This window comes from Pseudomonas sp. MD330_10, assembly GCF_042610415.1.
Lineage (GTDB): Bacteria > Pseudomonadota > Gammaproteobacteria > Pseudomonadales > Pseudomonadaceae > Aquipseudomonas > Aquipseudomonas rhodesiae.
The window spans coordinates 226,219-243,711 of the sequence record NZ_JBHGZU010000002.1; the positions used below are offsets into that span (position 1 = coordinate 226,219).

Consider the following 17,493-nt stretch of genomic DNA (forward strand, 5'->3'; position numbering starts at 1 on the left):
TAGATATAACACGGATAAAACCATCAGGCTGGGTTCACCGGCCCGCGATCCCCCATAAACGCTTCCAATCGCGAACGCACCCAACGCTCGGCCGGGTCGGTGTCCACATGGCTGAGCCAGACCATCGACAGATCCAAGGTCGGCGTTTCGAACGGGAATGGCTCGCAGAACAGATTGCCTGATACGGCCATGGCCTCGGCGGCGTAGTCCGGCAGGCTGGCGATCAAGTCAGTGCCGGCCAGCAGCGCTGGCAAGGCGCTGTACTGGGGCACCGACAACACCACCTGTCGCTTGCGGCCGATTTCCGCCAGCCACTCATCGGCGAACCCCGACACGTTGGCGGTGTGGGACACCAGCACATGAGGCCGTGCGCAATATTCATCGAGGGTCAGCGGCGTGTCCGAGGCATCGGCGCGCAACAGGCGCGGACGGATATGACGCAACAATTTGCGCTTGGCATTGGCCGGCAGGCCGCGGGTCTGGGTGATGCCGACGGTAATGTCGCCGGATGCCAACAGATCGGGAATGCGCCAGTAGTCGACATGCTGCACCACAAACACCACCTTCGGCGCTTCCTGGCGCAAGGCGCGCAGCAGCGGCGGCAACAGGCCGAATTCCACATCGTCGGACAGGCCGATGCGAAACGTCATGGTGCTGATGGACGGGTCGAAATCGTGGGTCAGGCTCAAGGCCGACGACAATGAATCCAGGGCCGGTGACAGGTGCTGAATGATTTCCTCGGCCCGCGCAGTTGGCTCCATGCGATGGCCAACGCGAATAAACAACGGGTCGTTAAACAGCGTACGCAAACGGTTGAGCGCCGAACTGATGGTGGGTTGGCCCAGAAACAGCTTCTCCGCCACGCGCGTGACGTTGCGCTCAAGCATCAGTGCTTCGAAAACCACCATCAGATTGATGTCGGCCTTGCGTAATTCATTGCGATTCATCGCGCCTGCCCTTTGCCCTAGACGAGCCGCAGTGTAGAAAGCGCCGCGGCGGGCGTCTATGCGCATTGCCGCCAAACACACCGGCAGGTCGGTACCCGCCGGTGCTGGTCAGGCCGGGTCATCAGGGTTTGAGCGGTATTTCCTGATCTCGCTCGGACAGCTCCGTGCCATCGTCGGGATGTTTCCAGGTCTGCGGTTTTTCCTCCTCGTGGCGCTGCCGGGGCTGCTCCTGCTCCGGTTCATCGTGGTGCTTCGGTTCATTGCCCATTGTCACCTCCCCTCCCAAGAATTGGACACAGCTACAAGCATAGAACAGGACAAAGGGTTTGGCCGCCTTCTTGATTGATAGCTATGACGCATCAATAAATCCAAAATTTTCACTTATCATTTCTAAATGTGTCAGCCACTATCCCAAGTCTTAAGCGAAACAAGCACTTTAAAAAGAACGCTGGAGACACAACACCATGACTAGCTCAACCCGGCCTGACTCTGCCCGCTCCAAAGTGGGCGCGGTATTGCGCGTTACTTCGGGTAACTTCCTCGAACAGTTCGACTTCTTTCTGTTCGGCTTCTATGCCACTTACATTGCCGCCGCGTTCTTCCCCGCCGCTAATGAGTTTGCGTCATTAATGATGACCTTCGCCGTGTTCGGCGCAGGCTTCCTGATGCGGCCTCTGGGTGCAATCGTTTTGGGTGCCTATATCGATGACGTGGGTCGCCGCAAAGGCCTGATCGTGACGCTATCGATCATGGCCAGCGGTACGCTGTTGATCGTGCTGGTGCCGGGCTATCACAGCATTGGCCTGTGGGCGCCGCTGCTGGTGCTGCTCGGTCGCCTGCTGCAAGGCTTCTCGGCCGGCGCGGAACTGGGCGGTGTGTCGGTGTACCTGGCCGAGATGGCCACGCCGGGCCGCAAAGGTTTCTATACCAGCTGGCAATCGGGCAGCCAGCAGATCTCCATCGTGGTCGCCGCCGCGCTGGGTTATGGCTTGAACGTGTGGATGGAACCGTCGGTGGTGGCCGACTGGGGCTGGCGCATTCCGTTTGCGGTGGGTTGCGTCATCATCCCGTTTATCTTTGTACTGCGTCGCAACTTGCAGGAAACCGAAGAATTCGCCAACCGCAAGCATCGACCGACCATGCGCGAAGTGCTGGCAACCCTGGTAAAGAACTGGACCGTAGTCATCGGCGGCATGCTGATGGTGGCCATGACCACCACTGCGTTCTATCTGATCACCGTGTACGCACCGACCTTCGGCAAGACCGTGCTGCAACTGAGCACTTCCGATGCACTGCTGGTGACCTTGCTGGTGGCCATTTCCAACTTCGTCTGGCTGCCCATCGGCGGCACTCTCAGTGACCGTTTCGGTCGTAAACCGGTGCTGATCGCCATGACTGCGCTGACCGTGCTCACGGCCTATCCGGCGTTGTCCTACGTGGTCAACGCGCCGAGCTTTGCGCATATGCTGGAAACCCTGCTGTGGTTCTCCTTCCTGTACGGCATGTACAACGGCGCCATGATCCCGGCGCTGACCGAAATCATGCCGGTGGAAGTGCGCGTGGCGGGTTTCTCTCTGGCCTACAGCCTGGCGACCGCGATCTTCGGCGGCTTCACCCCGGCGATTTCCACCTGGTTTATTCACATCACCGAAGACAAAGCCTCGCCGGCCTATTGGATGATGTTCGCCGCGCTGTGTGCACTGTGCTCGACCCTGGCGCTGTACCGCCGCGCCAACGCCCGTGGTCAAGTGATGCAGGGGGCCGTGTGATGAAATCAATGTTCAAAACCCTGACCGCCCTCGCCCTCGGCGCCCTGGCACTGACGGCCCAGGCCGAACAGCTCAAGGTGATGACGTCCGGCGGCTTCACCGCAGCTTATAAAGTGCTGAGCCCGCAATATGCCCAGCGTAGCGGCGACACCCTCGACACTATTCTCGGCCCATCCATGGGCAAGGCGCCGGAAGCGATTCCCAACCGCCTGGCCCGCGGCGAGCATGCCGACGTGGTGATCATGGTCGGCTATGCCCTGGATGAGTTGATCAAGCAAGGTAAGGTGGACCCCGCCTCACGGGTAGAACTGGCCGACTCGCGCATTGGCCTGGTGGTCAAGCGAGGGCAGCCAAAACCGGCGATCGGCACCGACGCCGAGCTAAAGGCTGTGCTCAGCAACGCCAAGTCCGTGGCGTATTCCGACAGTGCCAGCGGCGTGTATGTGGAAAAAGAGTTGTTCAAGAAACTCGGTATGCCGGCCAAGGGCACCATGATCGAACGCCTGCCGGTGGCCGAGCAGGTAGCCAAGGGTGATTACGCTGTGGGCTTGCAGCAGGTGGCGGAACTGTTGCCGGTACCGGGCGTGACCTTTGTGGGCAAGATCCCTGAAGACGTGCAATCGGTGACGCGCTTCGCCGCGGGCATTCCGGTGAACGCCGAACACCCTAAGCAGGCCAAGGCGCTGCTGCAGTTCCTTGCCTCTCCCGAGGTGCAACCGGCGGTGCGGGCCACCGGCCTGGACTCAGTGTCACACTGACCGAAACGGCATCTCGCGCACCAAGCGCTCCAACTCCAGCGCCGCTGGCGGCAAAGTCCGCCCGCGGCGCTTGATCAAGCCCACATTGCGCATCACCTGCGGCTCCACCAGCGGCACGCTCACCAGAATCGGGTGCTCGCACGCTGGCATCGCAATCGACGGCACCATCGCCACCCCCAGCCCCGCTTCTACCAGCCCGATCATGGTGGTCACGTGGTGGGTCTCGCAAATACTCAGCTTCTTAACGCGCACGCCACGCAAGGCCTGGTCGAGCAGAAAACGATTGCCCGAGGTCTTGTCCACGCTGATGTAGTCGTGCTCATAGGCTTCGGCCCACGTCACGCTGGCGCGTCCGGCCAGCGGATGGTCACGCCGGCACGCCAACACGTAGCGCTCTTGCAACAACAGTTCGAACTCCACCTCATCGGCCAGGCTGCCGCTGAAACTCACGCCGAAATCCGCCTCGCCGCTTTCCACCGCACTGCACACCTCGCCGGCACTGGCGTCGAGTACCCGCAGACGAATCTTCGGGTAGAGCTTGTGGAATTCGGAGATCACATGAGGCATGAAGTAATACGCAGTGGAAGGCACGCAGGCGATGGTGACGTTGCCCATGCGCGTCGATGCCACGTTGCTGATGCCCATCAGGGCGAGGTCCAGGTCGTCGAGCATGCGTTCGACCTGCGGGAGAAAAGCGCGTCCCACCATGGTCAGACTGACGCGCCGGGTAGTGCGCTCGAACAGCTTCACGTCCAGCGCCGATTCGAGCTTTTCGATGCGGCGGCTCAAGGCCGGTTGCGAGATGCGGATCGCCTCGGCAGCGCCGCGGAAACTGCCTTTGTCCACCACGGCACGAAAGGCCTGAAGGTCATTGAGATCGAAATTGATAATCACGGGAAACACTGGCCGACTAGGGGGGGCGATCTATAGTACCCGAGGGCCATGAACGTGGCGCGACGCACTTTGTAGACATCCCCCGGAATAATTAGCGTAAACCGTTTCAAACCACACATTTTGGTATAGATTGCGCGCAGCATATAACAGGCATCCAGGAGCTTTCCCATGGCGACACTTCACGCGACTACCGTTCAGGCGCTGCAAAGCAACAAACTCAGCTTGTTGACCACATGGATCGAAAGCCTCGAAGCTTCGGGTGCCACCCGCAACGTCAAGGAAGCCGACCTGAAACAACAGGCCAACGACTTCCTGAACACACTGATTGCAGCCCTGGAACAAGGCGGTTCGCAGAACGTTAACCAGGAGAACTGGGCCGAAACCCGCGTACTCCTGGAAAAGCTGTCCCACAGCCGCGCACTGGTCGGCCAGGACTCGCAACAAACCGCCAGTTTCATCTTCGCCCTCAAAGGCCCGCTCTTCGCCCTGCTGCAACGCGAATATGCCGAGCAGCCAGCGCAACTGGCCGAACAGCTATGGGAAATCTCCGAGCTGCTGGATGCCTTGGGCATGCACACCATCCGTACCTTCCAGAAGTCCCGCGAGCTGGTGATCAAACGCCAGCAGGAAGAACTGCTGGAACTGTCCACGCCGGTGGTCAAGTTGTGGGACGGCGTGCTGGCCCTGCCGATGATCGGCACCCTGGATTCCCAGCGCACCCAGGTGGTGATGGAATCGCTGCTGCAACGCATCGTCGACACCGGCGCGGAAATTGCGATCATCGACATCACCGGCGTGCCAACCGTCGATACCCTGGTGGCCCAGCACCTGCTCAAGACCGTGACCGCCATTCGCCTGATGGGCGCCGATTGCATCATCAGCGGCGTGCGCCCGCAGATCGCCCAGACCATCGTTCACCTGGGCCTTGACCTGCAAGGCGTAGTCACCAAGGCCAATCTCGCCGACGCCCTGGCCCTGTCCCTCAAGCGTCTGGGCGTGACCGTGACCAAGGCCGTCTGACCATGGAACGCATCCCGATTTTGCAGATGGGCGAGTTTCTGCTCGTGACCATCCAGGTGGATATGCACGACCAGCTCGCGTTGACGCTGCAGGACGACCTGTCCGAACGCATCAACCGCACCTCGGCGCGTGGGGTATTGATCGATATCTCGGCGCTGGACATGGTCGACTCCTTTATCGGCCGCATGATCGGCACCATCTCCGGGCTCTCGCGGATCATGGATGCACAGACCGTGCTGGTGGGTATGCAGCCGGCAGTGGCCATTACCCTGGTGGAGCTGGGCATGACCTTGCCTGGAGTCGCCACCGCACTCAATGTCGAACGCGGCATGAAGCTGTTGCGCGAGCGGGTAGAAAACTCATGACCCTGGCCAGCAATGGCACTCATCCCGTGCTGATCGAACAGGACGTTGTGCTGGCTCGACAACTGGTCCGCAAACTGGCCCAGGATTGCGGCATGCGCCTGATCGACCTGACCAAATTGGTCACGGCCGTCAGTGAGCTGGCGCGTAACACGGTGGTCTACGGCGGCGGCGGGTATATGGATTGGGAAATAGTCGAGAAAGACCTGCGCTCCGGCGTTCGTCTGACGTTTCGCGACGAAGGCCCAGGCATTCCCGATATCAAACTGGCGATGACCGACGGCTGGACCTCCGGCGGCGGGCTCGGCCTGGGGCTGACCGGCGCCAAGCGCCTGGTGGACGAATTCGAACTGGATACCGCACCCGGCCAGGGCACCCGCGTGACGATCACTCGATGGTCCTGAATATTCCCAGCGCCCTCACGCAGGTGTTGTTGATCGAGGATGTGAGCCAGATTGGTCACGCCCGACGTACCGCACAGAAACTCGCCGAACACTTGGGCTTCGACGAAACCGACGCCGGTCGCGTGGCCCTGGTGGCCACCGAACTGAGCAGCAATATCCTCAAGCATGCCGCCCACGGCCAATTGCACCTGCGCGCCACCGGCAACGGCGGTGTGGAGATGATCGCCGTGGATCGCGGCCAGGGCTTTGACCTGGACAGCTGCCTGGTGGACGGGTTTTCCACCGGCGGCACCCAGGGCATCGGCATGGGCGCCATTTCACGGGTGGCCCAAGTGTTCGATGTGTACGCCGACCCACGCGGTACGGCGATGCTCGCGCGCCTGTATCCGAGAGCCTCAACGGCCAAGGACATACGTTACGGGGTCAGCCAACACTCCCTGCATGACGACCCGGCCTGCGGCGATGCCTGGCACCTGGCAATCGAACCCGGCCGCTTCAGTGTGATGGTGGCCGATGGGCTGGGCCATGGCAGCGAAGCCGAACGCGCCGCGCGGGACGGCGAACAGGTGTTCGCACGGGGCGCCTTTGACGAAGCGACGCTGCTGATGGCAGATATGCACGCCGGCATGAGCGGTACCCGTGGCGGTGCCGTGGCCGTGGCGCAATACAACGCGGCGACCGGCAGCCTGCGCTTTACCGGCGTGGGCAATATCGGCGCCAGCCTGATCGGCCCTGGCAAGTCCCGCGGTCTGGCGTCTCATCCAGGCATCGTCGGCGTGCAGTTTCGCAAGGCGCAGCCATTCGACTACGCTGAGGTCAGCGGCCAGCTGCTGATCTTGTTCAGCGACGGCCTGCAGTCACGCTGGAACCTGGCCGACTACCCCGGGCTGACGCACCGCCACCCGGCTTTGATCGCCGCCATCCTGCACCGTGACTTCTGTCGCGGCCGGGATGACGTCACCGTTTTCGTGATTGCCCTGGAGGCCATCGATGGCTGATACCACTGCCTCGCTCGCCGCAGAAGTCCAGCGCTTGCGTCAAGAGGCCGATGCGCTGCGCGCCGAATTGGACGAGACCAACCAAGGCGTGCTGGCGCTGTATGCCGAGCTGGATACCCAAGCCGATCAACTGCGCCAGGCCTCGGACCTCAAGAGCCGCTTCCTGTCGTATATGAGCCACGAGTTCCGTACTCCATTGGGCTCGATCCTGAGTATCACCAGCCTGCTGGACGATGAACTCGACGGCCCACTCAGCCCCGAGCAACACACCCAGGTGGGCTTTATCCGCAGCTCGGCGCGAGAACTGCGCGAGATGGTCGACGATCTGCTGGACCTGGCCAAGATCGAGGCCGGGCGCATCAGCATCTCCCCGGCCTGGTTCGATATGTTCGACCTGTTCTCGGCCCTGCGCGGCATGTTCCGACCGATTGTGGATGCGTCGTCGGTGGACCTGATCTTCGAAGAGCCCGCCGGCCTGCCCAAGCTTTATACCGATGACAAAAAGCTCGCGCAGATCCTGCGCAACTTTATCTCCAACGCGCTGAAGTTCACGCTGCAGGGCGAGGTGCGGGTGTCGGCGCGCATGGAGAACGAGCGGGAGATCCGCTTCGCGGTGCAGGACACCGGCCTTGGCATCCCCATCGAACTGCACAGCAACCTGTTCGAGGATTTCTCGCAGATCGACTCGCCGCTGCAAAAGCGCCTGCGGGGCACCGGGCTGGGGCTGTCGCTGTGCAAGCGCTTCGCCGAGTTGCTGGGCGGCCGGGTTGGGGTAGAAAGCACGCCCGGCGTGGGTTCGTTGTTCTTTGTGGTCATTCCCCTTTCCATCGCCAACGAGACCGTCGATGAAACGTGACATCCAACTGCTGATCGTCGACGACAACGCCGCCACGCGTTACGCCCTGCGCCGGCGCCTGGAGAACCATCACTACCAAGTGCTGGAGGCCGGCACCGGTCAGGACGGCCTGGACCTGATCGCCAGCCGCACCATCGATGCGCTGATCCTGGACGTCAACCTGCCGGACATGAGCGGCTTCGACATCGTGCGCGGCCTGCGCGCTGACCCCGCCACCGCGTTGCTGCCGGTGGTGCATGTGTCGGCGGCTTCGATCGAGACCGGCGATATCATCACCGGCCTGGACGCCGGCGCCGACGCATACCTGATCCACCCGGTGGACCCTGAAGTACTGCTGGCCACCCTGCGCACCTTGTTGCGGGTCCGCGACACCGAGTACGCCTTGCGCGAGAGCGAGGCACGCTTTCGTGAGATTTTCTTCAACATCAGTGCGCCTATCGCAGTGATGGACGCGCAGCTCAAAGTCCACGAGTGCAACCACGCCTTCGCTCAACTGATTCACGACAACCTCAACCCAGACGCTCTGCTGGAATGCTTCGCCGCAGATCAATTGGCCGTGATCCAGGAGCTGTGCCTGCGCCTGGCCGCTGGTGAACGCTGGAAAGGCACCTTGCTGATGAAGGTCGACGACCAGTTGCGCGAGACCGAGTGGCAGATTTCACCCTACCGCCGCGCCGGCCTGAGCCTGGTGTTTGTTGAAGACGTGACCGAGCATCGCCATCGCGAGCGGCATCAACAGGCCGAATTGGCCAACGCTGCGAGCCAACTGGCGCGCACCGAAGCCCAATTGCTGCAGGCGCAGAAGATGGATGCGTTGGGCAAGCTCACTGGCGGTATCGCCCACGACTTCAACAACCTGCTGACCGGCATCATCACCAGCCTGGAACTGATCAAAAAACGCATCCAGAGCCAGCGCACCGAAAAAGTACTGGGCTATGCCGACGCCGCGCTGAACTCCGCCCTGAGCGCCGCCGGCCTGACCAACCGCCTGCTCGCATTCGCGCGCCAGCAGCCTCTGGATACGCGCCCTACCGATATCAACGCGCATATCCGTTCCCTGGAAGAGTTGCTGATGCGCACCATCGGCGAGCACATCGCGCTGAATCTGGAGCTGACCAACAACCCGGCTGTGGCGATGGTGGACCCGATCCAACTGGAAAGCGCTGTGCTCAACCTGGTGATCAACGCCCGGGATGCCCTGCCACAAGGCGGGATCATCTGGGTCACCACCTACCCGGCGTATTCCACCGGTAACCCCAAGCTGGAAAACGGCCCGTACATTGCCCTGTCGGTACGCGACAACGGTGTGGGCATCGAACCCAGCGTCATCGACAAGGTGTTCGACCCGTTCTTCACCACCAAACCGGTGGGCCAAGGCACCGGCCTGGGCCTGTCGACTATCTACGGGTTCGCGCGCCAGTCCGGCGGCGACGCACAGATCCGCAGCGTGACCCGCCAGGGCACCGAAGTGACCATCATGCTGCCCGCTGCCGACGGTCCTGCGGCCCAGGCCATCAAGGTAGAAGCATTGCCAGGCATGGGTCACGGCGAACATATCCTAGTGGTCGAAGACATGCCGTCTGTGCGCGGTTTCGTGGCCGAAGTCCTGATGGATGCGGGCTACCGCTGCAGCCTGGCAGCGGACGGCGACGAGGCCATTGTCATGCTGCGGGCCGATCCAACAATCAACCTGCTGCTTACCGATTTCGGTCTGCCCTACATGACCGGTCGCGAGCTGGCGGACCACGCACGGGGCATGCGCGAGGAGCTACCGATCCTATTTATGACCGGTTACGCCGAAAACGCGGCAAACCGACAGGATTTTCTCGGCGAACGCATGGACCTGATCACCAAGCCATTTCATATCGATCAATTGCTGGAAAAAATCCGCCAGGGGCTAGAACCGTCCAAACCTGGGTCCTCAACCTGATTTTTCAGACAATAACTGCGTAGTCTGGCGTATTTCCAAGGGTGGCGAACCTGTCAAGAATGACAGTACCGCCGGTCTTGTGGCGCGTTGACGCCCAGACTCATCGGAACTTTGATTATGGATACCGTCGTCAGGTCGACTCGACTGACGGTAGACACCAAGGCTTCGAGGATATGAGCAATGAGCGACAGACAACACGGCACTGTGAAGTGGTTCAACGAAACCAAGGGCTTCGGCTTTATTAGCCCCGAGAGTGGGCCTGACCTGTTCGTGCATTTCAGAGCGATTATGGGCACCGGCTTCAAAACGCTGACCGAAGGGCAAAAGGTCACTTTCGAGGCTGTGCAGGGACAGAAAGGCATGCAGGCGGACAAAGTCCAAGTCGAAAAATAACCCCCACACGCTTACCGGCCACAACCGGCCACGTATTGCACTGAAAAAGGAGAACGGCCATGCCCATTGAAACTCCACAGACTGCAATTCCCACCAGCAACGAGACGATACCCTACGGCGAGCAAGAGGTTTTCTTCAGCTATAACGGTGAGCCGGTACTGCGTCCTGGGCAAGTCGTGACCTACGAACGGGTCAGAGGTCCGGGCGGTGAGTGGCAGGCGATCAATATCGAGATCGTGAAGGACGTCACCGTGAACTAGCGCAAAAACGCCCCACGAACCAGCGGGTCACTTCATCGTCGCCACTGACCTGCACGGTCTGGGTCAGATCGCCCCGAGCGACGCTTGCACGGCGCGCATCGACTGGCCCAGCGGACCGAACATACTGCGCGTCAACAACCTGGCCAGCACCACCGTGCTCAAACCGGTCAGAAGCACAACCCCGAACACCCTGTTGCGCGAGCGGCTGTATTGAGCCTCGGCCGCGTGGCCTTGCATTCTTGCTCTATGATGCACAGGTACAAAATTCCAGGGGGAGGCTGATGTGATGACTGCTGGTTTTAACCCGTTAGTGCATATCGATTGGAAAACCCCCGGCGGCGAATGGCTGTCACTGCTGCCACCTGTCTACCCCCACATCAGCGTGTTTTCCGGCGCGGCCTTCGAAACGCTGCTGGATGAACTCTGCAATGAAATGCCCGAGGTGTGCTTCGAAGCGCTGGCCACTGCACTGGCGCGCGAAGGCTTCGACCTGTGGAACCTCGACGCGGGGGGCGACGATTACCGCCCGGTGATTGTCCCCGCCAATCAGCGCGAACGGTTTACCCAACATTGGTGCGGACAGAAGACAGCCCTGCATTTCAAGCCGACACTCATCCAAGCGCAAACACCGCCCGCAGCCAAGCCCAAACGCAGCAAGCTCCAGTGGCTGCAGGACGTACATGAATACCCAGGCCCGACGTATGTGCACGAAGGCAACTATCGCAACGGCTGGGCCGCGATCACTGAGCAGGAGGACGATAGCTGGTTATGCTTCCTGATCGATTACAACGCCTGGCCGCCTACCGAGCAGGACATGCTCGAACTCCGCAAAGACGGCGTGGACGGCGCCGATCTGCAACTGATCGAGGCCAACGTTCAACGCAGCCTGTGGAAACGTCAGGTAACGCGCGGCGCGTACCGTTCGGATGATCGCTATCAGTACGAGATCCGCAAGGGCAACAGCGTTGAGGTTTTCGGCCCCGTCGAGACGCAATGGCCGGCGTTTGAAGATCCCTGCGTGGTGGTCGAGGATCAAGTCTTCGAGCGTCAACGCCTCTACGAACCCGAGGCATTGACGCGGATCTGGCGCATCACCGCGCAGACCAGCGAGATCATTTTCGAACACCCCGATGAACTGACCCTCCTGCCCATCGGCCCCAACCGTTTGCTGTTTATGCAGCACAACGGCCCGTGCTGCTGGATTTGGAGTCAATACCTTGCACAACCGGTCACCATTGCCGCCAAACCGATGCCGGCTGAAGCCTATCAACTGCGCGCAGCCACCGCTTACCTGGGAGGCGATGAGGTGCTGTTATTCAGCGAAGGCGCGCGCCCCAACCCCGAACACCCCGGCTACCAGGAAAGCGTGCTGCTAGCATGGCGCTTTAACTTCGTCACCGGCACCAGCACCCAGGCGGTACTGGACGGCTTCGGCAGCGAAGTGCGCCAGGACACGCGCCTGCTGGTCACTCAGCCCAAGCAAGTCATCACCCTGCGCACCTTTCACGGCCGGTTGGACGTTGCCCGTGGCCACGGTGATTGGTGGGTCTGGAGTTATCACACGCAAACCTTCGGCACCCACACCTTGGCGTGGTTGTGGAACCAGTGCAGCAGCGATGTATTGAAACTGTCCTCCAAGGACATCCCGCGGGTTAAACCGCAGATTCGTTACGTGGCGGCGCAGGATAGGTATTTGGCGTTCGAAACGGAATATGTCGCGCGGCTGCCGCAGTTTGCGCAAATGGCGCAGGCTTTGGGGAGTGAGGGGCTAGTGTTTAAGTGAAGGACGCTGGTGCTCGCACTGGACACGACCCACCTCTAAAATGAAGCCATCGGAAACGCAAAAGCCCCTGAAAGGATCAAACCTTTCAGGGGCTTTTGGTTATTCAATAATGGCGGAGAGATAGGGATTCGAACCCTAGGTACCGGTGAAGGTACAACGGATTTCGAATCCGTCCCATTCGGCCACTCTGGCATCTCTCCAACGGCGCGCATCATAACAGCCTGTTTCATGGAAGCAAAGCTCTTACGAGATTTTTTTCCGTGCTATCAGATGCTTGCGTCGATTACAGCGGTACGCCAAGACGGTTGGCGACTTCTTCGTAGGCTTCGATCACGTCACCGAGGCCCTGGCGGAAGCGGTCTTTGTCCATCTTCTTCTTAGTGGCCTTGTCCCACAGGCGGCAGCCGTCCGGGCTGAATTCGTCGCCCAGGACGATGGAACCGTCGTGGAACACACCGAATTCCAGTTTGAAGTCCACCAGCAGCAGGCCAGCGTCGTCGAACAGCTTGCTCAGCACGTCGTTGACCTTGAGGGACAACTCCTTCATGCGCGCCAGTTGCTCAGCAGTGCCCCAACCGAAGGCCACGACGTGGGATTCGTTGATGAAGGGATCGCCTTTGGCATCGTCCTTCAGGAACAACTCGAAGGTGTACGGATTGAGCTTCATGCCCTCTTCCACACCCAGGCGCTTGACCAGGCTGCCGGCGGCGTAGTTACGCACCACGCACTCGACCGGGATCATGTCCAGTTTCTTGACCAAACACTCGTTATCGCTCAGCAGCTTGTCGAACTGGGTCGGAATACCGGCCGCTTCGAGCTTCTGCATGATGAAGGCGTTGAACTTGTTGTTCACCATGCCCTTGCGATCGAGCTGTTCGATGCGCTTGCCGTCGAACGCCGAGGTGTCGTTGCGAAACAGCAGGATCAGGCGGTTGGCGTCGTCGGTCTTGTACACCGACTTGGCTTTGCCGCGGTAGAGTTCTTCACGTTTTTCCATGATGGGCTCCGCTTTGAGTGAGGTGGGCTAGGCGATATGTCGCCAGTCGAGCCCTGAATCTTGATCGGCCAGTTGCAGCCAGTCCGGGTCGCACCCAAGGGTGTCGACAAAACATTGCCGGGCAAGCATCGGCAGGTTGTTCTTGCTGCTCAAGTGGGCCAGGACCAGGTGTTGCAGGTCTTGCCAGCCCAACTCATACACCAGGTACGCCGCCTGGTGGTTGTTCAAATGCCCCAGTTCGCCGCCCACCCGCTGCTTGAGAAAGTAGGGGTAGTGACCACGAGCCAGCAGGTCACGGCAGTGGTTGGACTCGATCATCAAGGCATCGAGATTACGGTAACCGTCAAGCACCTTGGCGCAGTAAGAACCCAGGTCGGTGAGCACACCGAAACGTCGCTCGCCATCACTGAATACATACTGCGTGGGTTCCTGAGCGTCATGCGCTACGGCGACCACATCAATGCTCAAGGCACCGATCCGAAAGGTCTCGCCACCGGCCAGGAAACCCGCAGGCTCAATGGGTTTGCGCATCCCGCGCAAGGTACCGCGACTCAGATACACCGGAAGATTGTAGCGCCGAGACAGCAAACCCACGCCATGCACATGGTCGGCATGTTCGTGGGTCACCAGAATCGCGCTTAACTGCGCAGGGTGAACCCCCAGGCGCAGCAGGCGGCGCTCGGTTTCTCTTAACGAGAAACCACAATCAACCAGCACATAGGTGTCGTCATGGGCGACGAGCGTGCCGTTCCCTTGGCTACCGCTGCCGAGAACGGCAAAACGCATCGGATCAGCCCAGGTTGTCCTGAATCACACCCAACACTTTGCGCGCTGTTTCAGCCGGCGCTACGGTGTTGATGTTCTTCTCGACCGTGACTTGAACGGCGTCGCCAACCTTGCTCAAACGCACCTGATAACGCTCGGCGCGGGTCTCGACTTCTTCCTTGGTCGGCTTGCTGCCGAACAGTTTGCCGAAGAAACCCGGCTCGTCGTCTTTACGCTCGGCTTTCTCGGCCACGTTGATGTAGTAAAGACCCAGGCTGCGGTTGATGTCTTCCACACGCCATGGACCTTGCTCCAATGCACGACCTACGCTGGCCCAGGCACGATCCAGGTCTTCACCCAGGTTCAGCACCACGTTACCGCTGCCGTCCTCGGTGAGGCTGACACGGCTCGGGGTGTCGTAATCTCGTGCAGCGAGCAGGGAAACCGAACCGCCCTTCTCGGAAATACGGCTCATGCTGGCCAGCATTTCATCGACCAATGCCGAGTCGACGCCGGTGTTGACCGAGCGGTTGGTGAAGTCGACGTTGGCTGTGCTGCCGGCAGGACGCTCGGCGCTCACCACATAGACTTCACTGGTATTGCGCTGCACGCCTGGCTCAATGCGCACACGGACGCGCGTTTCGCTGCCGGAGGCAACACCGCCGGCCTGCAGGCGCTTGGCCATACTGGCGGACAACTCGCTGCCCTGCTGCCAGGCAGTGGTGAATTCACCGGTCTGCGGACGCTGTTCGTCAATGCGGAAACCATTGTCCTGGAAGAACTGCACCGCCACCGGCCAGACTTCGGCAGGTGGGCGCTGCGCCACGATCCAACGCGAGTCGCCGCTTTTTTGCAGGCTGTAGTCGCTGGCATCAGCCACGGCCGCGATCGGCTGTGGACGTGGCACCACGTACTCGCCTTTGGTGGTGTCATCGGCAACGTTGCGTGGAATCGGCAACAACGGGTCAAGGCGCTTAGCGACATTGACGTCCGGCGGCAATTGCATCGGTTTGGTTGCTTGGGCTTCCAGGTAATCGCTGCCGCGGTCACGGAAGTAGCCTTCCGGGCCCCAGATCCAACCGCAGCCACTGGTGCTGGAGATAATCAAGGCAAGTGCGGAAAGTCCGGCCAATCGCTTCATGCGTAGTGCTTCCTCAATTAAACCAGGACGCCGGACTGGCGCAGGGCCTGTCGCAGCGGTTCGTGACAGGCTTCGCTGAGGCGGGTGAGCGGCAGACGGATACCGTCCGGCATCATGCCCATCTCGTACAGAGCCCATTTCACGGGAATAGGGTTGGATTCGATAAACAGTTCTTTGTTGAGCGGCATCAGCTTCTGGTGGATTGCTCGGGCTTTGTCGGCATCGCCGGCGAGTGCGGCGGCGCACATGTCGCTCATGGCGCGAGGGGCCACGTTGGCGGTCACAGAGATATTGCCTTTGCCACCCAGCAGGATCAGCTCGACAGCGGTGGCGTCGTCACCGGAATACAGCAGGAAGTCACTGCTCACGCCGGCCAGGATGTCCTTGGCGCGCTGCAGGTCACCAGTGGCTTCCTTGATGCCGATGATGTTCGGCACGGTGGACAGGCGGATCACGGTCTCGGCCTTCATGTCGCAGGCGGTACGGCCCGGCACGTTATAGAGGATCTGCGGAATGTCGACGGCTTCGGCAATGGTGCGGAAGTGCTGGTAAAGGCCTTCCTGGGTTGGTTTGTTGTAGTACGGGGTCACCAGCAAGCAGGCATCGGCACCGGCTTTCTTGGCGTTTTTGGTCAGTTCGATCGCCTCACGCGTCGAATTCGCACCCGTACCGGCGATGACCGCGATACGACCGGCAACGCGCTTGACCACGAACTCGATGACCTGGATGTGTTCTTCCACATCGAGCGTGGCCGATTCACCCGTGGTGCCGACCGCAACGATCGCGTTGGTGCCTTCTTGCAGGTGGAAGTCCACCAGTTTGCCCAGGCTGTCCCAGTCGAGATGACCTTGTGCATCCATGGGTGTGACCAGTGCCACCATACTGCCCGCAATCATGCAACCGCTCCTGCCGGAAAAAGAGAGCCGTAATGGTACTGGCGCCAAGATGCTTGCACAAGCGAAGTACCGCGTGAGGATGCGTTCTGACGCAACTAAACATCGATCAACGCCATCATCGGGCCAGAGCACGGTTTGACGAGCAGTGAAAACCGCTGAACGACGCAATGAAAACGCCACCTCCTAGCCCTTGGCGACGCTTTTCGCTACCCTTGATCCTTTGATCGATACGGCCATCTCGGTATCGACCGCTCATCGCTTTAGGAAGGCTGCATGTCCACCCCCACAGTTCGCGAACAATTCCTTGTTATCAGTGCCCTCGGCGCCAACCCCATGGAGCTGACCAACGTCCTGTGCCGCGCCAGCCATGAAAACCGCTGCGCCGTCGTAACCTCTCGGCTGACTCGCCATGGCGAGTGCAGCGCCCTGGTGCTGCAGATCTCCGGGAGCTGGGACGCCCTGGCGCGCCTTGAGACCGGTCTGCCGGGCCTGGCCAAGAAGCATGATTTCACCGTTAATGTGGTACGCAGTGCCGCTCTGGAGAATCGCCCACAGGCCCTGCCATACGTTGCCTACGTCAGTTCGGCCTACCGCTCGGACATCGTCAATGAGCTGTGCCAGTTCTTCATCGACCATAACGTCGAGCTGGAAAACCTGACGTGCGACACCTACCAGGCGCCCCAGACCGGCGGCACCATGCTCAATGCCACCTTTACCGTCACTTTGCCGGCCGGAGTGCAGATCAGCTGGCTGCGCGATCAGTTCCTGGATTTCGCCGATGCGTTGAACCTCGACGCCCTGATCGAACCGTGGCGCCCACAGAACCCAATGTAAGGAAGTACCCATGGCGGTAGTCATCGACCAACCCGTAGCCGACTTCGAAGCCCAGGCCACCAGTGGCCAGACCTTCAGCTTGGCCGCCCTCAAGGGCAAGCAAGTGGTGATCTACTTCTATCCGAAGGACAGCACACCAGGCTGCACCACCGAGGGCCAGGGTTTTCGTGACCAGCACGCGGCGTTCCAGGCAGCCAATACGGAAGTATTCGGTGTGTCGCGCGACAGCGTGAAGTCCCACGAGAACTTCAAGGCCAAGCAGCAGTTCCCCTTTGAGCTGATCAGCGACAAAGATGAGGCAGTCTGCCAGCTGTTTGATGTGATCAAGCTGAAAAAGCTGTATGGCAAGGAATACCTGGGTGTGGATCGCAGCACCTTCCTGATCGACAAAGATGGCGTGCTGCGCCAGGAATGGCGGGGCGTCAAAGTGCCAGGCCATGTAGATGCCGTCCTGTCCGCCGCCCAAGCCTTGAACAAGGCCTGAAC

General features: G+C 60.4%; 20 protein-coding genes and 1 tRNA gene. 13 read left to right on the forward strand and 8 right to left on the reverse strand.

From position 1 onward, the window contains the following. Nucleotides 1-23 precede the first annotated feature (23 nt). Nucleotides 24-947: a LysR substrate-binding domain-containing protein gene (locus ACFZPT_RS04130; RefSeq protein ID WP_034096422.1), complete on the reverse strand. Its 924-nt coding sequence runs from the start codon at nucleotides 945-947 to the stop codon at nucleotides 24-26. 121 nt (nucleotides 948-1,068) lie between these two features. Next, on the reverse strand, nucleotides 1,069-1,215 hold the full coding sequence (locus ACFZPT_RS04135) for a hypothetical protein (RefSeq protein ID WP_169867479.1): 147 nt from the start codon (nucleotides 1,213-1,215) through the stop codon (nucleotides 1,069-1,071). 196 nt (nucleotides 1,216-1,411) lie between these two features. Here ACFZPT_RS04135 and ACFZPT_RS04140 point away from each other — a divergent pair, with 196 nt between their 5' ends. Then, a complete protein-coding gene (locus ACFZPT_RS04140; protein ID WP_034096420.1) occupies nucleotides 1,412-2,716 on the forward strand; it encodes an MFS transporter in 1,305 nt (434 codons plus the stop codon). Further along, the gene (locus tag ACFZPT_RS04145; protein ID WP_099312595.1) at nucleotides 2,716-3,474 is read left to right on the forward strand and encodes a substrate-binding domain-containing protein; all 759 of its coding nucleotides are present in this window, start codon (nucleotides 2,716-2,718) and stop codon (nucleotides 3,472-3,474) included. The genes ACFZPT_RS04140 and ACFZPT_RS04145 overlap by 1 nt, the downstream gene beginning before the upstream one ends. Here the strand turns inward: ACFZPT_RS04145 and ACFZPT_RS04150 are convergent. Next, the gene (locus ACFZPT_RS04150) at nucleotides 3,466-4,368 is read right to left on the reverse strand and encodes a LysR family transcriptional regulator (protein WP_034096418.1); all 903 of its coding nucleotides are present in this window, start codon (nucleotides 4,366-4,368) and stop codon (nucleotides 3,466-3,468) included. The genes ACFZPT_RS04145 and ACFZPT_RS04150 overlap by 9 nt on opposite strands. 168 nt (nucleotides 4,369-4,536) lie before the next feature. Here ACFZPT_RS04150 and ACFZPT_RS04155 point away from each other — a divergent pair, with 168 nt between their 5' ends. The 9 genes from ACFZPT_RS04155 to ACFZPT_RS04195 all read left to right on the forward strand — a co-directional run bounded on the left by ACFZPT_RS04155 (nucleotide 4,537) and on the right by ACFZPT_RS04195 (nucleotide 12,374). Further along, nucleotides 4,537-5,388 (forward strand): STAS domain-containing protein, encoded by an 852-nt coding sequence (locus ACFZPT_RS04155; RefSeq protein WP_034096417.1) that lies wholly within the window; start codon nucleotides 4,537-4,539, stop codon nucleotides 5,386-5,388. 2 nt (nucleotides 5,389-5,390) lie between these two features. After that, nucleotides 5,391-5,753 carry an STAS domain-containing protein gene (locus ACFZPT_RS04160; protein ID WP_034096416.1) on the forward strand — a complete coding sequence of 121 codons (363 nt, stop codon included), beginning with the start codon at nucleotides 5,391-5,393 and terminating at the stop codon, nucleotides 5,751-5,753. Then, nucleotides 5,750-6,154, forward strand: a complete 405-nt coding sequence (locus ACFZPT_RS04165; protein ID WP_034096415.1) for an anti-sigma regulatory factor — start codon at nucleotides 5,750-5,752, stop codon at nucleotides 6,152-6,154. Before ACFZPT_RS04160 ends, ACFZPT_RS04165 begins: the two co-directional genes overlap by 4 nt. Then, entirely contained in the window at nucleotides 6,145-7,152 is a 1,008-nt protein-coding gene (locus tag ACFZPT_RS04170) for an ATP-binding protein (protein WP_082136187.1), read from the forward strand. The genes ACFZPT_RS04165 and ACFZPT_RS04170 overlap by 10 nt, the downstream gene beginning before the upstream one ends. Next, nucleotides 7,145-8,008, forward strand: coding sequence for a sensor histidine kinase KdpD (locus ACFZPT_RS04175; protein WP_034096414.1), 864 nt, complete (start codon nucleotides 7,145-7,147; stop codon nucleotides 8,006-8,008). Before ACFZPT_RS04170 ends, ACFZPT_RS04175 begins: the two co-directional genes overlap by 8 nt. Beyond that, the gene (locus ACFZPT_RS04180; RefSeq protein ID WP_040267596.1) at nucleotides 7,998-9,938 is read left to right on the forward strand and encodes a response regulator; all 1,941 of its coding nucleotides are present in this window, start codon (nucleotides 7,998-8,000) and stop codon (nucleotides 9,936-9,938) included. Before ACFZPT_RS04175 ends, ACFZPT_RS04180 begins: the two co-directional genes overlap by 11 nt. Nucleotides 9,939-10,118: 180 nt before the next feature. Next, nucleotides 10,119-10,331 (forward strand): cold-shock protein, encoded by a 213-nt coding sequence (locus ACFZPT_RS04185; protein WP_034096412.1) that lies wholly within the window; start codon nucleotides 10,119-10,121, stop codon nucleotides 10,329-10,331. Nucleotides 10,332-10,390: 59 nt separating this feature from the next. Next, complete coding sequence (locus ACFZPT_RS04190; protein WP_034096411.1) at nucleotides 10,391-10,591, forward strand: cold-shock protein; 201 nt, start codon at nucleotides 10,391-10,393, stop codon at nucleotides 10,589-10,591. A 286-nt stretch (nucleotides 10,592-10,877) separates the two neighbouring features. After that, nucleotides 10,878-12,374, forward strand: a complete 1,497-nt coding sequence (locus ACFZPT_RS04195; protein ID WP_034096410.1) for a hypothetical protein — start codon at nucleotides 10,878-10,880, stop codon at nucleotides 12,372-12,374. Between the two features lie 110 nt (nucleotides 12,375-12,484). Here the strand turns inward: ACFZPT_RS04195 and ACFZPT_RS04200 are convergent. The 5 genes from ACFZPT_RS04200 to dapA all read right to left on the reverse strand — a co-directional run bounded on the left by ACFZPT_RS04200 (nucleotide 12,485) and on the right by dapA (nucleotide 16,173). Then, a tRNA-Ser gene (locus ACFZPT_RS04200) sits at nucleotides 12,485-12,574 on the reverse strand. A gap of 83 nt (nucleotides 12,575-12,657) precedes the next feature. After that, nucleotides 12,658-13,371, reverse strand: a complete 714-nt coding sequence (gene purC / locus ACFZPT_RS04205; RefSeq protein ID WP_034096403.1) for a phosphoribosylaminoimidazolesuccinocarboxamide synthase — start codon at nucleotides 13,369-13,371, stop codon at nucleotides 12,658-12,660. A 27-nt stretch (nucleotides 13,372-13,398) separates the two neighbouring features. After that, nucleotides 13,399-14,157 carry an MBL fold metallo-hydrolase gene (locus tag ACFZPT_RS04210; RefSeq protein WP_034096402.1) on the reverse strand — a complete coding sequence of 253 codons (759 nt, stop codon included), beginning with the start codon at nucleotides 14,155-14,157 and terminating at the stop codon, nucleotides 13,399-13,401. 4 nt (nucleotides 14,158-14,161) lie between these two features. After that, complete coding sequence (gene bamC, locus ACFZPT_RS04215) at nucleotides 14,162-15,277, reverse strand: outer membrane protein assembly factor BamC (protein ID WP_034096401.1); 1,116 nt, start codon at nucleotides 15,275-15,277, stop codon at nucleotides 14,162-14,164. Nucleotides 15,278-15,294: 17 nt separating this feature from the next. Further along, a complete protein-coding gene (gene dapA, locus ACFZPT_RS04220) occupies nucleotides 15,295-16,173 on the reverse strand; it encodes a 4-hydroxy-tetrahydrodipicolinate synthase (RefSeq protein ID WP_034096400.1) in 879 nt (292 codons plus the stop codon). Between the two features lie 273 nt (nucleotides 16,174-16,446). Between dapA and ACFZPT_RS04225 the strand changes: the two genes are divergently transcribed. Then, entirely contained in the window at nucleotides 16,447-17,007 is a 561-nt protein-coding gene (locus ACFZPT_RS04225) for a glycine cleavage system protein R (RefSeq protein ID WP_003189463.1), read from the forward strand. Nucleotides 17,008-17,017: 10 nt separating this feature from the next. Then, nucleotides 17,018-17,491, forward strand: a complete 474-nt coding sequence (locus tag ACFZPT_RS04230; RefSeq protein WP_099312599.1) for a peroxiredoxin — start codon at nucleotides 17,018-17,020, stop codon at nucleotides 17,489-17,491. Nucleotides 17,492-17,493: the final 2 nt, after the last annotated feature.

Excerpts from the sequence above, each read along its gene's own strand:
- ACFZPT_RS04195 (WP_034096410.1), top strand. The coding sequence starts at position 10,878 with ATGACTGCTGGTTTTAACCCGTTAGTGCATATCGATTGGAAAACCCCC.
- ACFZPT_RS04165 (WP_034096415.1), top strand. The coding sequence starts at position 5,750 with ATGACCCTGGCCAGCAATGGCACTCATCCCGTGCTGATCGAACAGGAC.
- ACFZPT_RS04145 (WP_099312595.1), top strand. The coding sequence starts at position 2,716 with ATGAAATCAATGTTCAAAACCCTGACCGCCCTCGCCCTCGGCGCCCTG.
- ACFZPT_RS04160 (WP_034096416.1), top strand. The coding sequence starts at position 5,391 with ATGGAACGCATCCCGATTTTGCAGATGGGCGAGTTTCTGCTCGTGACC.
- ACFZPT_RS04230 (WP_099312599.1), top strand. The coding sequence starts at position 17,018 with ATGGCGGTAGTCATCGACCAACCCGTAGCCGACTTCGAAGCCCAGGCC.
- dapA (WP_034096400.1), bottom strand. The coding sequence starts at position 16,173 with ATGATTGCGGGCAGTATGGTGGCACTGGTCACACCCATGGATGCACAA.
- ACFZPT_RS04140 (WP_034096420.1), top strand. The coding sequence starts at position 1,412 with ATGACTAGCTCAACCCGGCCTGACTCTGCCCGCTCCAAAGTGGGCGCG.
- ACFZPT_RS04155 (WP_034096417.1), top strand. The coding sequence starts at position 4,537 with ATGGCGACACTTCACGCGACTACCGTTCAGGCGCTGCAAAGCAACAAA.
- ACFZPT_RS04225 (WP_003189463.1), top strand. The coding sequence starts at position 16,447 with ATGTCCACCCCCACAGTTCGCGAACAATTCCTTGTTATCAGTGCCCTC.
- ACFZPT_RS04135 (WP_169867479.1), bottom strand. The coding sequence starts at position 1,215 with ATGGGCAATGAACCGAAGCACCACGATGAACCGGAGCAGGAGCAGCCC.
- ACFZPT_RS04180 (WP_040267596.1), top strand. The coding sequence starts at position 7,998 with ATGAAACGTGACATCCAACTGCTGATCGTCGACGACAACGCCGCCACG.
- ACFZPT_RS04210 (WP_034096402.1), bottom strand. The coding sequence starts at position 14,157 with ATGCGTTTTGCCGTTCTCGGCAGCGGTAGCCAAGGGAACGGCACGCTC.
- ACFZPT_RS04175 (WP_034096414.1), top strand. The coding sequence starts at position 7,145 with ATGGCTGATACCACTGCCTCGCTCGCCGCAGAAGTCCAGCGCTTGCGT.
- purC (WP_034096403.1), bottom strand. The coding sequence starts at position 13,371 with ATGGAAAAACGTGAAGAACTCTACCGCGGCAAAGCCAAGTCGGTGTAC.
- ACFZPT_RS04170 (WP_082136187.1), top strand. The coding sequence starts at position 6,145 with ATGGTCCTGAATATTCCCAGCGCCCTCACGCAGGTGTTGTTGATCGAG.
- ACFZPT_RS04190 (WP_034096411.1), top strand. The coding sequence starts at position 10,391 with ATGCCCATTGAAACTCCACAGACTGCAATTCCCACCAGCAACGAGACG.
- ACFZPT_RS04185 (WP_034096412.1), top strand. The coding sequence starts at position 10,119 with ATGAGCGACAGACAACACGGCACTGTGAAGTGGTTCAACGAAACCAAG.
- bamC (WP_034096401.1), bottom strand. The coding sequence starts at position 15,277 with ATGAAGCGATTGGCCGGACTTTCCGCACTTGCCTTGATTATCTCCAGC.
- ACFZPT_RS04130 (WP_034096422.1), bottom strand. The coding sequence starts at position 947 with ATGAATCGCAATGAATTACGCAAGGCCGACATCAATCTGATGGTGGTT.